General features: G+C 35.7%; 16 protein-coding genes. 9 read left to right on the top strand and 7 right to left on the bottom strand.

Features of this window, described 5'->3' with window-relative positions:
• The first annotated feature begins 221 nt into the window (after window positions 1-221).
• Window positions 222-1,355, top strand: coding sequence for a DUF3800 domain-containing protein (locus DM397_RS08160; protein ID WP_204251875.1), 1,134 nt, complete (start codon window positions 222-224; stop codon window positions 1,353-1,355).
• A gap of 15 nt (window positions 1,356-1,370) precedes the next feature.
• Here the strand turns inward: DM397_RS08160 and DM397_RS08165 are convergent, their stop codons facing one another.
• Window positions 1,371-1,631: a hypothetical protein gene (locus tag DM397_RS08165; protein WP_111377059.1), complete on the bottom strand. Its 261-nt coding sequence runs from the start codon at window positions 1,629-1,631 to the stop codon at window positions 1,371-1,373.
• Window positions 1,632-1,962: 331 nt separating this feature from the next.
• Here DM397_RS08165 and DM397_RS08170 point away from each other — a divergent pair, with 331 nt between their 5' ends.
• Together DM397_RS08170 and DM397_RS08175 are read left to right on the top strand one after the other, a co-directional pair.
• Window positions 1,963-2,616 (top strand): hypothetical protein, encoded by a 654-nt coding sequence (locus DM397_RS08170; protein WP_142479056.1) that lies wholly within the window; start codon window positions 1,963-1,965, stop codon window positions 2,614-2,616.
• Window positions 2,617-2,889: 273 nt separating this feature from the next.
• Window positions 2,890-6,678 (top strand): hypothetical protein, encoded by a 3,789-nt coding sequence (locus DM397_RS08175; protein ID WP_111377061.1) that lies wholly within the window; start codon window positions 2,890-2,892, stop codon window positions 6,676-6,678.
• Window positions 6,679-7,113: 435 nt separating this feature from the next.
• Here DM397_RS08175 and DM397_RS08180 read toward each other — a convergent pair whose 3' ends face one another.
• The 5 genes from DM397_RS08180 to dnaK form a co-directional block, all read right to left on the bottom strand.
• Window positions 7,114-7,449, bottom strand: coding sequence for a helix-turn-helix domain-containing protein (locus tag DM397_RS08180; RefSeq protein WP_111377062.1), 336 nt, complete (start codon window positions 7,447-7,449; stop codon window positions 7,114-7,116).
• A gap of 107 nt (window positions 7,450-7,556) precedes the next feature.
• Entirely contained in the window at window positions 7,557-8,306 is a 750-nt protein-coding gene (locus DM397_RS08185) for a hypothetical protein (protein WP_111377063.1), read from the bottom strand.
• A complete protein-coding gene (locus tag DM397_RS08190; RefSeq protein WP_111377064.1) occupies window positions 8,306-9,562 on the bottom strand; it encodes a site-specific integrase in 1,257 nt (418 codons plus the stop codon). The genes DM397_RS08185 and DM397_RS08190 overlap by 1 nt, the downstream gene beginning before the upstream one ends.
• A complete protein-coding gene (locus DM397_RS08195) occupies window positions 9,559-10,113 on the bottom strand; it encodes a helix-turn-helix domain-containing protein (RefSeq protein WP_111377065.1) in 555 nt (184 codons plus the stop codon). Before DM397_RS08195 ends, DM397_RS08190 begins: the two co-directional genes overlap by 4 nt.
• Before the next feature lie 205 nt (window positions 10,114-10,318).
• Window positions 10,319-12,202 (bottom strand): molecular chaperone DnaK, encoded by a 1,884-nt coding sequence (dnaK, locus tag DM397_RS08200; RefSeq protein WP_111377066.1) that lies wholly within the window; start codon window positions 12,200-12,202, stop codon window positions 10,319-10,321.
• A gap of 282 nt (window positions 12,203-12,484) precedes the next feature.
• On the opposite strand from dnaK, the gene DM397_RS08205 reads away from it, so the two are divergent.
• From DM397_RS08205 to DM397_RS08230, 6 genes are all read left to right on the top strand, one after another.
• The gene (locus DM397_RS08205) at window positions 12,485-12,871 is read left to right on the top strand and encodes an RDD family protein (RefSeq protein ID WP_111377067.1); all 387 of its coding nucleotides are present in this window, start codon (window positions 12,485-12,487) and stop codon (window positions 12,869-12,871) included.
• A 25-nt stretch (window positions 12,872-12,896) separates the two neighbouring features.
• Window positions 12,897-14,180, top strand: a complete 1,284-nt coding sequence (locus tag DM397_RS08210; protein ID WP_111377068.1) for a Na+/H+ antiporter — start codon at window positions 12,897-12,899, stop codon at window positions 14,178-14,180.
• Between the two features lie 116 nt (window positions 14,181-14,296).
• Window positions 14,297-15,325: a saccharopine dehydrogenase NADP-binding domain-containing protein gene (locus DM397_RS08215; RefSeq protein ID WP_111377069.1), complete on the top strand. Its 1,029-nt coding sequence runs from the start codon at window positions 14,297-14,299 to the stop codon at window positions 15,323-15,325.
• Between the two features lie 249 nt (window positions 15,326-15,574).
• Complete coding sequence (locus tag DM397_RS08220) at window positions 15,575-16,036, top strand: SRPBCC family protein (RefSeq protein WP_111377070.1); 462 nt, start codon at window positions 15,575-15,577, stop codon at window positions 16,034-16,036.
• Between the two features lie 62 nt (window positions 16,037-16,098).
• Window positions 16,099-16,572, top strand: a complete 474-nt coding sequence (locus DM397_RS08225; protein ID WP_111377071.1) for a DUF1203 domain-containing protein — start codon at window positions 16,099-16,101, stop codon at window positions 16,570-16,572.
• 118 nt (window positions 16,573-16,690) lie between these two features.
• On the top strand, window positions 16,691-17,128 hold the full coding sequence (locus DM397_RS08230) for an acyl-CoA thioesterase (RefSeq protein WP_111366488.1): 438 nt from the start codon (window positions 16,691-16,693) through the stop codon (window positions 17,126-17,128).
• Window positions 17,129-17,217: 89 nt separating this feature from the next.
• On the opposite strand, the gene DM397_RS08235 is transcribed toward DM397_RS08230, so the two are convergent.
• Entirely contained in the window at window positions 17,218-17,910 is a 693-nt protein-coding gene (locus DM397_RS08235; RefSeq protein ID WP_111377072.1) for a hypothetical protein, read from the bottom strand.
• Window positions 17,911-18,180: the final 270 nt, after the last annotated feature.

Below are 18,180 nucleotides of genomic sequence, written 5' to 3' on the forward strand. Positions count from 1 at the left end.
ATTTGATCCATTAAATTATCGTGTAGAAAATACAATTTAAATAATAATCAGCTCGTGCCCGCGCAATAAAATATATAGTACATAAAAACTGCCTATGGAACTTGAAAAAAGATTCTTTGAAATAAACAGGTATAATTACCCGTGCAGGTATCCAAAATAAAAAATAAATTGCAGACAGTTATGACTAACGAAGAACTATAATTATATATATCCGGAAAATAATGGATTTTGAAACAGCAGAACTGATCAGCATACAGGAGTACCACAGCATGCAGAATGCCAGACTTGATTTTAGCACCCCCTACACCTTTTACTACGACGAAACAAACAACATTAAAACATTCTACGTAAGGGAAAATGACTTCAACTACAGCTTTACGGCTAATTTTGTGCTTGGAGGTCTTGTTCATCAAGGCGATGCGCCTGATGTGCAGCCCTTGATTGACAGCTTCAGGCTTCAGAAAACAGCACCAGAGGCGAAATTTAAGCATATTGCCTTTGGCGGTTTTACCGATTGTTTGAAATCCCAAAAGCTTAAGCTGTTTTTCCGCTATATTATAGACAGTCCGCTGTATGTGCATTATACAAGCCTGAATATTCTTTACTGGTCGGTCGTGGACATAGTGGATTCTGCAATATTAAATTCAAGCGCTGCTCAGCAAATTGGCGATTTTTCACATAAGCTCAAAAACGACCTATACAAACTTTGCCGTCTGGAAATTGAAAACGTAGCCAGGCTTTTTTATGATTTTGGCTATCCAAACATACAGCCGGAAAACATTGGAGCATTCATAGATGCGTTGGTTGGCATTTTTGAGCCTTATCTTGATCAGGAGGAATTTCATTTCGGCTTGGAATCACTTCGCCAGATACTGAAACAGTCCAGAAAGCAGGGATCGCTTGCCTTTATAATGGACGAAGAGGACCATGTCCTTTTAAAAGACCTGACGCACTTCTACCTTCGACCGGTATACACCTTTAAAAATTCCACACATATCTTTGATAATGAAGACTCCATACAGGAAGAGCTGAAAGAATACCGAATGCTTTTTAACGGCACAGAGTACAAAAATTATACCTTTGTGGACTCGCAGGCAAGCCCACTGACACAGCTCAGCGATATTTTCAGTGGTATAATGGGCAAATATACCCATTACAGGAACACGCATTCAATTGAACAGATACAGCAGGATATAGCAAATTTATCGATGCTTCAGCTCGAAAACTTAAAACTGTTCGTTGAGCTTATAGACAGGTCCGACCGTAAAAATCCTGCCTTTATGTACTCCACAGACAGTTACGAGGAACTTCTGAAATTTGACAGGCTCAAAGAAATTGTTATGGCAATGCGGTGATAATATACCAGAATCTCAGCTCCGTTGGGCCACCTCCGACGCTAGCTCACTGCAAAGGGCCTTGGCCTTTTCAATTATAATCGGCGGCAGGTTTTTACTCTCTTCGGTAAACATCAGATTAGCGCTCGGCGGATAATTGATCCAGAAATATTGGGAAAAAGGCACGTCCTGAAACAGTTCCAGATGTTCGGATTCAATTCTCTGCAGCCCTTCAGTCAGCTTATCAACGGCATCACTCGCCTTTTTACCATAAAGAAATTCTCTCATGTCTTCCATCTCCTATTTTATTTATTATTAGCCCATAAAGATAACTAAAATTTATTATATGTGTTTTTACCATATATTTTAACTATGGCAGTATAGTTATGCACCCGAAATGTTTACAGTTTTTCAGATAGAAATTTACAGATATTTTCTTTATCGTAATTAATTTACCAAACATCGCAACTCTTACCAGGTTCTGGGTAGAAATAATCCTTTTTAGGGTAATTTTACGCTGACAATTATAAGATTCGTGAAAGTCAATTCTAAAGTAGTACATTAGCAAACAACTATGGTTTTTGCAAAGAGGCGCGTTACTTGGGCAAAAAATAAAAAGACAAATTATATGAATGAACAAATATTATCCGATTACTGCGACTGCATAAATAAATTATGGGAATCACCGGAACCGGATGATTATGAAGTTTTTGTAAATACTACTTATAAAGTTTGGGACAATTTAATTAAGGCAAGTAAAATTAAAGATGATTTTACGTTCTATTGGTCTCTTTCTGCTGTAATATCGGTAACGGCTGAATCCGGCAAAACAAATTGCCACTATATGATTGGTCTGGATCTTTTTAAGAGAGAACTGTATTTTGATGTAAGCATCCGGAATTGGGAAAATATACGAAATTTAAAAGATGAGTTTATGACGGAATTCTTTGCTATATGCACCCAAAATGATTTTAAATTCTCTCCTGACAGCGGTCCGATTTATGATAAAGAGATAACTCCTGAATTCAACGCCAACTACAAGAGCAATATTATTAACCTTATGCATAATTATGTTACAGGAATGCTGTTACCGGAAAAGGAAAGAGGAAATATCTCATTTGGCCATTTTGTGGCTGTTTGGGACGCATCAAAAGATATGGAGACCATTCTGAGTGAATTACAAATTGCTTTTAAATGGTTTTATAAATTTAACTATCATTTGTGGAAAGCTGAAAGCGTAAGAGTTCAAAACAGAAACAATCGCAAAAGAGCAAAAATGTAGTTTTTATATTTATTACTAAAACAATGAAATTGATTTAAATAAAAGTTTAATTCTAAACTTATTGCATATTTTTTTCCAAATAGTTATCAGTAACTTATTATACACTAATCTTATTCAAAGATTCAAAAAAGCAGGTTTGGAATCTTAAAACAACTTCTGGTTCTAATTTCATCCTTTAAAAATATGGATTATCTTGTTAATAGCTAACAGATATTACATAAATTTGATTAGATCACTATCAATTTTGACCAACCAAAATCTAAATGAATTCCAATGAAATTAATTGACAGAGTAGATATAGAATCCTGGGCAAAAAAATATGAAGGAAAAGGTTTTTTTCCTTATTTAATTTCAAAACTTGTTTATTTTTCCACGCTTCCCGATGCTCAAATCAACATACCATCAGGCAGTGCTGTCTTTCTTGGCGGATGGGACGGCATCGTATATTCTGAGCAGCAAAGACCTTATGTTCCAGCCGGACAATCTTTATGGGAATTTGGAACAAATATAAAATTTAAACCAAAAGCCGATGCGGATTATAAGAAAAGGTCGGAAGACCCCTTAGGATATGATCCCTCGCAGTGTACCTACGTATTTGTAACGCCAATGCTTTGGGCACAAAAAGAGGAATGGCGAACCGAAAAACTGGCAGAAAATATATGGAAAGATATCTGGGTTTTTGACGCTGTTGATCTTGAACAGTGGCTGGATAAATCCAGTCCCGTTGCTCTCTGGTTTGCCAGAGAATTAAAAAAAGTACCTTCAGATGGTACTGTGGATGCGGAACAATTCTGGGCAGAATGGTCCATCGGCGATGCAGGACAAATTGTACCTAAAATTATTACTTCAGGACGTGAAAATGAAGTAAATCAGCTTTGTGATTTCTTAAACGGGAGCCCCAATATAATTACTGTGCAGGCCAAAACTAAAACGGAGGCACTAGCATTTATTATTGCTGCAGCAGACTGTTTTGAAGAAAATCAAAAACAGCGTTTTTTTTCAAAAACAATGGTTGTTGAAAAAGAAGAAAGCTATAGGACTTTATACGTAAATTATGCTAAAACGGCATTAAACTTAATACCTAAATTCGATGACAAAAGTCTTTTACAAGCAGCTGTATCACAAGGCCACCATGTTATGATCCCTGTTGGGGCTGATTATGACATACACCACAAAACTATAATACTGCCTACCATAGGCAGAGAAGGCCAGATTGATGGCTTAGTAGAAATGGGGCTTTCAAAAGAAGATGCTGAACGTTACAGCAAAGAAGCCGGCAGAGATATCAATAAATTAAGAAGGCTGTTAAAATTTATTGACAATAGAGCTCCGTGGTTTAAAAATGAGAATATCCGGGAAATTATTCCTGCCCTGATACTTGGGAGATGGAATATTTATAATCCTGGCGACTGTCAAATCCTGGAAAAATTATCCGGTCTGCCTTTCGATGATTATATGGCTATTTTGCACAGATGGAGAGACTTTGAAGACTCACCTGTACTGCAGATCGGCAATACATGGAGACTAACATCACCTCTTGATCTATGGAACAGTGTCTCAAAATATATAACAAAAAATGACCTTGAAATCCTTTCTGAATCCTTCATGTCCGTATTTAACGACACTGGAAACAGCGGTGAAACACAACTCATAAGTATAACTTATTCATTCAATCCTCCAAAAAGGTATTCCATTTGGACTCAGGAGGGTCTTGTTCAAACACTAGTTATGATTAGTCTGCATGGAGAAAGCATACAATCTGTACTTCACACCAGACCACAAATATGGGTAGATCAGGTTATCAACAATTTATTATTCGATGCGGATTCCGACTTATGGAGAAGGACCAATAGAAAGCTTCCCCTGATTGCTGAGGCTTCCCCAAAAAGTTTTTTCAAAGCAGTACAAAACTCGCTGCAAAAAAATGAGCCTGAGATAATGGGAATGTTCCGAACTAAAGCTGATTTTCTTGGAGAATCCAGCAGCCACACCGGACTTCTCTGGGCCCTTGAAGGCTTAGCCTGGATGCCGGAACATCTTTTTCAAGCAACAGATATTTTATTAAAATTAGCTGAACTGGATCCTGGAGGTAAGCTCAGTAACAGGCCTGCAAAAAGCCTTGCCGATATTTACAGACCAAGGTATTTTCAAACACTTGCACCAATTCAGGAGCGAATGGAAATACTAACGGCAGCAATTAAGCGTAATCCGAAAGAAGGCTGGGAATTATTAAGGAAGCTGATGCCGAAAAGTCACGATATGGGCAGTACTAATAACAAACTGAGATGGCGTCTTTTTGATAAAAACATTACATTAGATCATTCTCTTCAAGAAGCAACTTCCGCATATCATGTAATATTGGATCTGATGTTAGAATTATTTGACAACAGTGATGAGAAGCTTGCCGTTATTATCGAACATTCAGCAAAAATGACTTCTTTTGAAGATTGTGAAAAAATGCTGGTTTTTATTGAAGCTAATTATGTAACGATACCTAAAAACAGTACTCTGTCCAGAAACAAAACTAGAAAAATCCTTTACCTTCACAGATCTTCTCCTGATGCGTACTGGTCGCTAAATGAAGAGTTTCTAATACGTTACCAGGCAATTTACAATGCTTTGGAACCTGAGGATCCCACAGCAAAATATAAATGGCTTTTTGATTCATATCAGGTAAATTTCCCGCAGGGAAGATTAGAGATTGATGATGATAAAGAGGAGGCAGATTACAATAGTAAAGTATTGAAGGTCCGATTAGAAGCCCTTAAAATTTTATCAGCTGAGATAGGAATAGATGGAGTACTTAAATTAGCAGATACGCCAGAAAGCACACAAATTCTAGCATCTGTCTTGTCCAAAGCTGAACAGACCGAAAGTGAAATAATAGAGATAGTTTCAACTTTAAAAAATACAGGGTCAAATAAGAAATTGGTAAGTCTTTATATAGGGAACAAAACAAGCCTCCACGGGCTTAAATGGCTTTTTGACCTTTGTTCTAAACTGGAAACCATGAATTTAGACGACATCGATTTATTTACCCTATTCAGTAACGTGGACCCTTCAGAAGAACTCTGGAACTATATCGCAAACAAAAGTGAAAGTTTTAATGAAACATACTGGCTTTCTATCGGTCCTTATTTTGCGCGCATTACAACAAAAGAAAGTATAATTGCAATAAATAAACTACTGGTATACAAGAGGTTTAAAAGTGCTCTTCGGGCAGCGTACTACCTTAAAAAAGAACTTCCCACGGAGATGCTCTCTACAATTTTGTATAAGGTCGCTACTGAAGAATGCCGAGATAGTTTTCTTTTAGAGCCTGATGAAATTACAAGTCTTTTTAAAGAAATTGGAAAACGTGAAGATAAAAACAATGAAACTTTAATTAAGCTAGAATGGCACTATCTTACCGTACTCAACTCCTACGCTTCGGGATATAAACCCAAACTATTGATTAATGAGTTATCTGAAAGTCCTGAGTTTTTTGTGGATGTACTCAAATGGATATATATGCCTTCTGATGACAAAAATATAGAACCTGAACTCAAGAGCATTCCCAAGGAAACATTACAAAACTATGCACTCCGGGGATTCGATCTGTTAGAAAATTTCAAAAAAATCCCAGGTGTTCGATCTGATAATACTATTGACCATTCTGTAATAAACATGTGGATAAATAAGGTCAGAGAACTTGCCCAGACAGCAGACCGCATTGAATTTGCCGACAAACATCTCGGTATACTTTTAGCTCAATTTTCGGAAGAAAACAAAGACTACTGGCCACCAGATGAGATTAGTCAAATTATTGAACGCATCAACACAACCAGCCTGAAGGATAACTTTTCAGTGACTGTTACAAATAAAAGAGGTTTTACCTCAAGAAGTCCCTTTGAAGGAGGAAACATCGAGAAAAACAATGCAGCTCATTTTCAAAAACTGGCGGATTTACATAAATACAATCATCCTAACCTATCTGAAATTTTCATGAAAATTTCAGAGGATTATTTAAACACGGCGGGATATCAGGATAATCAGGCCGAACGGGACCGACTGGATCATTAATCCAACAAAAGCTGTAAAAATAAATCTTGAAACATCTTGAAATAGGCTTTCGATAGGGAACGGTATTTTTATTAATATCAATATTAGTATATTGACTACTAATAATTTTAATCAAGTACATCCAATAACTTATAATAATTAAATGTTTTGCATGAATGTTTTAATCTTAACAAGGCTGGAATTATATGAAAAAATATGGTCAACGCCAATGGTAGTTTTAGCCAAAGAATTCAATTTATCGGATAATGGTCTGAGAAAAATATGTAAAAAACACAAAAGCTCTTTAAAATATTTATAATTTTAAATTATTCGGCTAATTGAACTCAAGATGCCGGAAATCCTATTAAAATATGCACGGCTCTTTTTTGTTTTGTCCTCTAAAGAAAGAATTTAGACTCTCAGGTTCGAATCTTTTGTATTTTTACTATGATCCAATTATTTATTACGATTATATTTCAATACATCTGATTCGATTTCCTGAATTGTTTTCTTTTTACCTTTAGAAATCCAGGCCAAAAGTTCATCTTCAAAAAAATATAGTTTTTTACCATACTTATAACACGGAATTTTTCTCTGCCTTACAAGAGCATAAATCGTAGGCTTTGCTTTTCCTATCAGCAGGCTAGCTTCTTCAACGCCGATGGGATAGCTTTTTTCTTTAGATTCATATATCTGCACATTTTGAATCAAAGACTTAATTTCTGCAATTTCTTTCGCTAAGAATGATACTGCTTTAGGCAGGTCTTCAAAAGAGATATTCTTTATGTCCATAACTATCAATTTTATTTGTTATGGCACAAATGAAAAAAGTGTTTTCGCTGTGTCCTTTAACACAACAAAAACACTTAAAAAACACGGTGTTTAATAAGTATTGGCATTTATAAATCAGTAATATCTTCCGTAATTTTTATAAAACCTTTCTGTTCATCATCTTTAAGATGCGTTTTAATACTGTTCTCTTCAACATCTTTTAAAGCATCAGCAAAGGTCAGTTTTAAAAATTGTGCGGCTTTGCCCTGTGTGCTAAGTTTAAAATAATTCCAGATATTCCAGCCAAAATGATAAAGATCGAGATTGGACAGATCTTTTACTTTAATCGGCTTAATATTTTCTAAATTTATTTCTGCAGCATATATATTAATATTTTTACCCAATTGATTCAAATCATCATCCAACGCATACAACGCGAACTCCTGATGCGCATAACGTATCGCTGTATCAATTCTGGCTTGTTTGTGAGTTTTGATTGCATTTTGCCTCTCTTGCCTTATCTGCTCAATATCGATGGCTATTTTTTTGTTTTCAGGTTCCGCAAGTCTAGTTAAAGCATCCAGCTTCTGCTCTTCATTATTGTCAAGTTCTACATTTGGAATCAGGCTTTCAATTAATCCATTTTTTTTTGCCTTCAAAAAACGTTTCACTAATCTCTCAGCCAAATCGTTTAGAAATAAACTTAGAATTGCAAACATTAAAACTCCAAATCCAGTGCTGATCCAAAAGAAAACGCCCGCCGAATATTCATCCGCACCTTTTTCCAGCAGCACCATTCTTCCTATTATGCCGACAAAGACACAGACCAAAAATACAGAAAGGTAAACTACAATATATTCGAAGTACTTTGTTTTCATTAATCTTTTTTCTTTAAAGATACCAATTGTATTGCTTCTGATGCCTTGTTTTTCTTCTCATCTACTACTTTTGCATAGATTTGGGTAGTTTTTACATTCGTATGCCCTAGCATTTTACTGACCGTATAAATGTCTGTTCCGCTCGATAGTTGCAGTGTAGCAAATGTATGGCGGAAGCAGTGGAAGGTTATATTTTTTTTAATTTTCGCTGCTTCAATCCACTTTTTCAGAGGGCGCGAAATCCAAGAGGTGTCTGTCAAATCCTCAAAAACAAGCTGCTCAGGAAGCCGCGGTTCTCCGCAAAGCTGGAAAGCCTGCTGAGAAATTGGCATATATTCGACGCCTCTTGTTTTTTTTTGTGTAAAATGTAATTTCGCTGTACCATTTTCCAGACTAATTTCTTTCCAGCGGAGCTTCTGAATGTCGGAATGTCTCAGGCCTGTAAGCGCAGAGAAAAGCGCGGCCCTTTTAAGAACGTCTTTTTCGCAGGGCGTTGTTGCCAATACATTCAATTCCTCAATGGTCAGATACTCGCGTCTTGATTCCTGTTCAGGGATGCCTTTTATTTTTGAAGATAAATCAACAGTTAAATATCCGTCGATAAATGCCTGTTTTAATGCTGCTTTAAATATTGCAAAATACGTTCCCGCGGTGTTGCGGGAAAGTGTTCCTTTTTTACCTCCACCGAGCGGAGCGCCCAGCAGAAACAGTTTAAAATCTTCCGCCATTCCGCTGTCAATACGGGAAAACGTCAAATTACCTTTTGAAAAGTTTTTTAAAAATTCGGCCAACCGCTCCCAATTGATGCGAATGGATTTTGAACTTCCGTTGTGCCTTTTAGCAGCAACTGCAGCAACGTATTTTATAAAATCTTCTTTTCCTTTTTCTTTCTGTTCAGCCAACAGTTTATCAGCATCACTATACAGATCTACATTATCGTATTCTTTCTGCCTGATTTTACGCACTCCGTCAGCATACAGCATTATTTCACGGTCGCTTTCGTTTCTGCAGATTATAATTCCGTTATCACTGCGTTTGGGTTTGTAGGACTTTGATCCCGCTGCATCTGTGCGGGCAGTTCTTTTCTTGTCCCACTCCACTGTTGTTACCGTTCTGTTCAAATATTCACGGATTCTCTGGGGAGTTTTCTTTCCGGAAACCTCAACAGGATAACTTTCTATGTAAACATACCATTCTTTTCGGTCTTCTGCTTTTCGAAGACGCACGGTCACCTTGGTTTTTGCTAATTGTTTCATATAAAATCATTTCCGTTATACAAGTCGTCAATTTCGCTTTTTGGAGCAAATACATGCTTTCCAATTTGTCTGGTCGGGATTGAATATTTCCTGATATGGCTGTAGACAGAACCTTCGGATATCTGAAATCTATGAGCTATTTCCCCGATTGAATAGCAGTCCTCTTTTTCAAGGCTGTATAATTTTTTGTTCGGCAGACTTTCAGTCTGCCGAAGGCTTCGTGCAGGTCCATACAGCTCTTGCATAACTCTGCGGTCTATTCTCAGAAGGCGGGTTCCCAGGTTAACTGAAGGAATTTTTCCCTGGCCGACAAGCCGGTAAAGGGTTCTTTTGGCGACACCAAAAAGAATGCCAGCTTCCGCAACAGAAATAAAGATCCTGTCCTTGGGTATTTTATCTGCCAGCGCATTGATAACCGCTTCCTTTTTAAGTTGCAGCATCTTGAATTTGTATGCCCTTTTGCTGCATTTAGGAGAGCAGTATACAGAAGTCACGCTTTTAGGCAGAAATCCGTCCCCGCAGACAAGACATTGTTTATCTATTCTCTTCATCTCCGTTATCTACTGATTAAGTTAATATTAGCTTAAATAAGTGCCACTTTATCGCCTATTAAGTGCCGGTACAAATGTGGTACAAATATATGATAAAAAACGATTAAAAAACATTAAAATTAAAAAGGGAATAAAATGAAAAAGCGCTGTAAACATTATGTTTACAGCGCTTTAGCACTTATTGTTAACTGTTGTTAATCAGTACTTATTTGACTTCTTCGAATTCAACATCTTCAACGTTATCTCCAGAAGACTGCTCTTGTTGTGGAGCAGCTTGTTGTCCTTCACCTCCTTGAGCGTACATTGCTTCTGTAGCTGTTTTCCAAGCTGCATTTACATTGTCTAATCCTTTTTGGATTGCGTCAAGATCTTGAGATTGGTGAGCCATTCTCAATTCAGTTAAAGCGTATTCGATAGCTGTTTTTTGATCGTCTGTCAATTTATCTCCTAACTCTTTCAATTGAGATTCAGTTTGGAAAATAGTACTGTCAGCTTCGTTCAATTTCTCAGCTCTTTCTTTTGCAATTCTGTCAGCATCAGCGTTAGCTTCAGCATCTTTTTTCATTTTTTCGATTTCTTCAGCTGTTAATCCAGAAGAAGCTTCGATACGGATATCGTGAGATTTTCCAGTTCCTTTGTCAGTTGCAGAAACTTTGATGATACCATTAGCATCGATATCGAAAGTTACTTCGATTTGAGGAACTCCTCTTGGTGCTGGTGGAATACCATCTAAGTGGAAACGACCGATAGTTTTGTTATCAGCAGCCATAGCTCTTTCTCCTTGTAAAACGTGAATTTCAACAGATGGTTGAGAATCAGCAGCAGTAGAGAATACTTGAGATTTTTTAGTTGGGATAGTTGTGTTAGACTCGATTAATTTAGTCAATACACCACCCATAGTTTCGATACCTAAAGAAAGAGGAGTTACGTCAAGTAACAATACATCTTTTACATCTCCAGATAAAACTCCACCTTGAATAGCAGCTCCAATAGCCACAACCTCATCAGGGTTAACACCTTTAGAAGCTTTTTTACCGAAGAATTTTTCAACTTCGTCAGCGATTCTTGGCATACGAGTAGAACCTCCTACAAGGATTACTTCGTCGATATCAGATGTAGATAAACCTGCATCTTTTAATGCTTTAGCAACTGGCTCCATAGAACGTTTTACTAAAGAATCAGATAATTGCTCAAATTTAGCTCTAGATAATTTTTTCACTAAGTGTTTTGGTCCAGAAGCAGTCGCAGTTACGTATGGTAAGTTGATTTCTGTTTCAGCAGAAGATGATAATTCAATCTTAGCTTTCTCAGCAGCTTCTTTTAAACGTTGTAATGACATTGGATCTAAACGTAAATCAATACCTTCTTCAGATTTGAATTCGTCAGCTAACCAGTCAATAATAACTTGGTCAAAGTCATCACCACCTAAGTGAGTATCACCATTTGTAGATAATACTTCAAATACACCGTCTCCTAATTCAAGAACAGAGATATCAAAAGTACCTCCACCTAAATCGTAAACAGCAATTTTTTGATCATTTCCTTTTTTATCTAATCCGTAAGCAAGTGCAGCAGCAGTTGGCTCGTTGATGATACGCATAACTTTAAGACCAGCGATTTCTCCAGCTTCTTTTGTAGCTTGACGTTGCGCATCGTTAAAGTAAGCAGGAACTGTAATAACTGCCTCAGTTACTGTTTGACCTAAATAGTCTTCAGCAGTTTTTTTCATTTTTTGAAGTGTCATTGCAGACAATTCTTGAGCAGTGTATAAACGACCGTCAATATCCACACGTGGAGTATTGTTGTCACCTTTTACAACACTGTAAGGAACTCTTTTTGCTTCTTCTTGAGTTTCAGCAAAAGTGTGTCCCATAAAACGTTTAATAGAAGCAATCGTTTTTGTAGGGTTAGTTACTGCTTGTCTTTTTGCAGGATCACCTACTTTAATTTCTCCACCTTCAACAAAAGCGATGATAGATGGTGTAGTTCTTTTTCCTTCTGCGTTAGGGATAACAACTGCTTCGTTACCTTCCATTACAGAAACACAAGAGTTCGTCGTACCTAAGTCAATTCCGATTATTTTACCCATTTTTTATATATTTAATTTTTGATTTAATTTTATAACTCAGGTGGCATAAGTCAATCTTTGTGCCATTATAAAAAACTAAATAAAATTGTCAGTTTTGCGTCAGTGCCCTAAAAACAATCTGACAACATGACATTTTTAAAACCTGACAAGCGTGGCATATTTCCTTTTAAGTGTCATTATTAGAACATTAAATAAGATAAAATATATTTTTCATTCAGGTTCATCAAAAATTTTTATCACTCCTACATAAAAGAGAATTAATTATATTCGTTAAAAAAATCAATGAAAGAAAAATACCCTTTTTTAGTAGAAAGAATACAATCTATTTTAATTGATTCAGTATTAATAATCGCTTGCATGATCATTTTTTCAGACATTTTATCCAATTTTAAAAATGTTCCTGATTGGCTAAGAGCTGTTTTATTAATAGCGTTATTTATGTATGAACCTATTGCAACAACTTTTGGAGGAACAATTGGAAACAATATTAAAAGCATTAGAATTAGAAAAAATTCAGACGAAACAAAATCAATAAATATTTTACAGGCAATAATTCGATATTCATTCAAATTATTATTAGGATGGCTTTCTTTTATATCTATTTTTTCGAGTTCAAAGAAAAGAGCAATCCATGACATTATCAGCGGAACTGTAGTAGTAAAAATCTAAAAACTAAATTTAGCGCATCAGCATAATGGAAAACTACACCATAATCATTTTCATATTAGCCATCGTCATCGGTATTTCTGCTTTTGCAGACAAAGCCAAACTTCCCTACCCTATTCTGCTAGTTATTGTTGGAGTTGCCATCGGATTTATTCCAACGATAAATGAAATCGAAATCAATCCCGAAATCATTTTCCTTATTTTTCTTCCCCCGCTCTTATATGATGCTTCGTTTAATATTTCGCCAAAACATTTCAAAACCAATATAAGCACAATTAGTTCACTAGCAATACCACTAGTTTTTTTCACTACTTTTTGGATTGCAGTAGTTTCCCATTATATGATTCCCGGCATGACATGGCCTTTATCGTTTGTACTGGGAGCTGTACTTTCAGCCACTGATGCTGTAGCGGCCATAAACATCACAAAAGGACTCGGAATACCCCAAAAAACCTTAACAATACTCGAAGGTGAAAGCTTAATAAACGACGCCTCAGCATTGGTTGCCTATCATTTTGCAGTTGCTGCCGTTATGGGGGCTACTTTTGTAATCTGGAAAGCCGCTTTTCAATTTGTTTTCTTATTGGCAGGAGGTTTTTTGGTAGGTGCGGTAATGGGGAAAATATTAGGAATCATACTAAGAACGGTTAGAAACAACATTAATGTCGTTGTAAGTTTTATGCTTTTAATGCCTTTTGTCACCTATCTTGTTGCCGAGCATTTACACGTTTCTGGAGTTATAGCAGTTGTTTTCTTAGGTTTGGCAATGGCACGTTTAAGTAGTAAAGTTTTTCCTGAGCACTTAAAAAACAGTTCTAAAAGTCTTTGGGACGTTATTATCTTTTTACTCAACGGATTAATTTTTATCTTAATCGGACTCAATTTCAGATACGTTTTAGAAGATATAGAGAGCAACATGATTTTGCCTTATATTGGTTATGCGATAATAATAACAATTGTAGCATTACTCACGAGAATGGTCCGAATATTTCTTCAAAAAATAAACCTCCAGAAAGCCTTTAAAAATAACGACAAGAAAAAGCGAAAAGTAAGCGAAAATGCTCTTCTCGACTTCGGAAACAGTTTAATTATTAGCTGGTCAGGAATGCGAGGCATTGTTTCGCTTGCCATTGCAATTGGATTGCCAAAATTCTTAGAAGACGGAACTCCTTTTCCGCATAGAAATTCTATTATTTTTATTTCTGTCGCAGTTGTATTATTGACATTAATCGGGCAAGGATTAACACTACCATGGATTGTTAAAAAAATAAACGAAAAAGCAGCGCAAAACAAAATTGACTCTACTTCATAAAGTATAAAAAAACAAATTCAACTTTATCCTTTCTTTATTTTCATTACCTTCATTGTTTTTTAAACCACTATAAACAAATACTTTAAAAAACTATTTCCAAGAAACTAAAAAACAACATGAAAGAAAACATTGCGATTTATGGCGCGTATGGCCATACAGGGAAATTTATCGTTTCTGAACTTTACAGGCAAGGTTATAAAAATATTGTACTTTCTGGAAGAGATGAAGAAAAACTAAAACTACTGCAAAAACAATATCCAGATGCGACAATAAAACCAGCTGATATACATGATGCTGCTTCACTTGACAATGCCTTTTCTAATGCAAAAATCATTGTAAACTGCGCTGGTCCTTATCTTGACACGGCTGAGCCTATTATAAAATCGGCTTTGCGTTTAGGTAGCCATTATATTGATTTAACTGCTGAACAAAAACCAGTACTAGATATATTTGAACAATTTTCTGAACAAGCAAGAAAAGATCAAATTCTTATTATTCCTGCAGCCGCATTTTACGGCGGACTTGGCGATTTGTTAAGCACAGCCATAACCAATGACTGGAACGAAACTGAAGAAATAAACATTTATATTGGACTTGACTCTTGGCATCCTACAAAAGGAACCCGATTGACAGGCGAACGAAACCACTACAAAAGGCTCATTTTTAAAGATAAACTTTTGCAGGAATTTGAAGCAAAACCAGTGATAAAATGGGATTTCAAAAATCCTATCGGAGTTAAGGAAATTATAGCCTTGCCCCTTTCAGAAATCATCACTATTTCCCGTCATTTGAATGTAAAAAACATTAACACTTATCTTAGTCAAAATTCGCTCGAAGAGCTTAGAAATGAAAACACGCCTGAGCCAAAACCTGTCGATGATAAAAACAGATCGTCTCAGCAATTTGCTATAGAAGTAACTGCTTCCAATCAAAATACAACAAGAAGCATTACTGCTAAAGGTCAGGATATTTATGCTGTTACAGCCCCACTGGTTGTCGAAGCAATCAACAGAATATTATCAGGACGAATAAATAAAACTGGTGTGACCACAATGGGAGAAGTGTTTGAAGCTTCGGATTTTTTAGAATCTTTGAATGCCGATGATATTACAATTTCATCAGTTACTGAATCTGTAAACATTTAAATTGTATCTAAGTATAACCCATTGGGTGTAATTAAAAAATAAAAGCATTTTAACACATAGAGACATAGTTTTTTGTGTCGAAAAAAGAAAATGGAAGAAACAACTTTCCACACATGGCTAAACTATGTGCATTTAAACTAGTGAAACGCCTTTTTTAAGTTTAGTTAAACTATGTTTCTATGTGTTCAAAATAATTTCACCCAACGAATTAAGCATATTAATACATTACAAATAATAAAATCGTACAAAATGACTTCAGAAATTCTTTCCACAACAACAGATTCAGAAATTGTGACTACACGAATTCTGAATTTCCCCAAAGAACTTGTTTTTAAAGCCTGGAGCGATCCTGAACATTTAAAAAATTGGTGGGGACCAAAAGGTTTCACCAATACGTTTTATGAATTTGATTTTCGCGAAGGCGGAAGATGGAAATTTACCATGCATGGCCCAGAAAGAGGAAATTTTGAAAACGAATGCGAATTCATAAAAATTGATAAACCGAATCTTATTGCATGGAAACGTCATTCTAAACCACTTTTTCAAATCTTAACGACTTTTGAAACTGTTGCTGAAAATGAAACCAAAGTAGTTTTCAAAATGCTTTTTGAAACTGTTGAAGAATGCCAGAAACTAAAACCTTATGTCGTTGATAAAAACGAAGAGAATTTTGACAAGCTTGAAGTTGAATTATCAAAAATGGCATTATAAAACATAGCAAGATTTGGATTTTTTTGCTTCCTAACAAATATGAATTTTGTTTAAAAAAAATTATGGAAGCAAATTTTAAAATCAAGCCTTTAAATCATACAGAATTTTCAGGCTACTTCAAATTAACAGATCTAGAACTAGAAAAAATTGGCGCAATCAGAATGACTGTCGATAAATTTCCAGGATTTCCTTGCAGAATTAGCTTAGAAGATGCTCAAATAGGCGAAGAAGTCCTTCTATTGCCATACCAACATCATCAAACAGCCTCACCTTATCAAGCAAGCGGGCCAATTTTTATACGAAAGAAAGTCACCTCGCCTACATTCGAAACGAACCAGATTCCGCTTATGTTTAATCATAGATTGCTTTCGTTACGCGGTTATGATAAAAATGGCATGATGAAGGAGGCTTCTGTCGTAGAAGGAAATACTCTCAAAGAAAGCATTATCAAAACTTTCGAAAACGAAAAAATAAGCTACATCCATATTCACAATGCAAGACCTGGCTGTTATAACTGTTTAGTAGAAAGAGCGTAATTGAAAATGTTTCTTTTCACATCTAATTGAAGAAAAAAATATGCGCGCATAGTAATTTTATGATATTCGTTTATTTTTTATTTGTAATTTCGGTTTTCCAATAAAATCAATATTAAAAATGGCTTCATTTGTAAAAGAAATATCTTTCCGCTGGTCAGATCTTGACCCAAATTTTCACGTTCGTCATAGCGCTTATTACGATTTTGGTGCGCAACATCGTATCGAAATCCTAGAAGAACTAGGTTTAACCTTAAAAGTAATGCAGACACAAGGTTTTGGACCTGTTTTGTTTAGAGAAGAATGTGTTTTCAGAAAAGAATTAAAACTTTCAGACAAAATATTCATTCATACTAAAACCTCAAAAATGAAAGCCGATGCGTCACGCTGGTCGATCATTCACGAATTTAGAAGAGAAGATGATACACTTTGCGCTACCATTACAGTAGACGGAGCATGGATGGATACCAAACTTAGAAAATTGGCTTCTCCTACTCCAGAAATTGCAATTCAAGCTTTGAGTATTTTCCCAAAAAGCGATGATTTTGTTGGGCTATAAACCAGCAATAACCTTATAAAAAATCCCAAAAACAACTACTGATATTGTTTTTGGGATTTTTTTCTCAACAAACTTTATTTTTAATTTCGTTACTCAAACTTTAATCCAAAGTTTACTCTTTCGAAAGTGGTACTGCAGGAAAAGGCAAAACGTCCAACGTTCAACGTTCCGAAAATCCCTCCAAACGAATGTCCAGAATAAAATCCTCCAGCAGAAAATCGGCGAACCTGATATTTTAAAGCAATATCATTTACTCTCGAACTTAATTGCCCAAAAGCAATCACATGAGGGATAATTTCATAACTTCCAAAAACTTTGGGAACCAGTTTTTTATAATAATCGAAGCTTTCGTCTGTATCATAATCAATTATCGATGAGTGTAAATTTTCTAAGTTTCCGCCGATATAGGTGTTTTCAGAAAAATGCCATGAGATGCTGAAACCAGTAAAAGTCCCCTCATAACCACTTCTAGAATCGACATATCCTATACCAATTGTAGCTCTAAATTTATCGCAAATCTTACCAATATACCCCACATAGGTACGATCGATTTCAGACTTGTCAATTCCGGCACCAAAAATAATATCGTCTTCACACATCGTAAGGGCATACTGAAAATAAGCCGAATATTGGTCTTGATTTGCCGCGACAACGCTCCGGCCTTTATCAAGGTCTATATTTGCAGAAATTAAGGTCGAATTTATAACGGCGAAATCAAAAGTATTGAGTTCTTGGGCAAATGTGGGGACTGTTAGCAGGAGCAAAAGTATTGTTTTTTTCATAATACTAATATTTAAGGCTTACAACATTCTGACACTAAGTTACATACATTTTTCCTATTAATAAAAAGAAGTTCCTCAAAGTGCTACATTACTCGTTAAAATACATTATTTTCATAATCAGTATCATTTAATCGGTAAAATTTTAATAAATCATCGATTATTGGCATTAAAAACCACAAAATCATTTCAAAAGTTATTTTTCTGATAACTTTAAGATTTTAAGCTTTGTTTTAAAAATGGTTCGGTTTAATTTTATAAATCATAAAAACA

It is taken from the genome of Flavobacterium nitrogenifigens (assembly GCF_003254565.1).
Classification (GTDB): Bacteria; Bacteroidota; Bacteroidia; order Flavobacteriales; family Flavobacteriaceae; genus Flavobacterium; species Flavobacterium nitrogenifigens.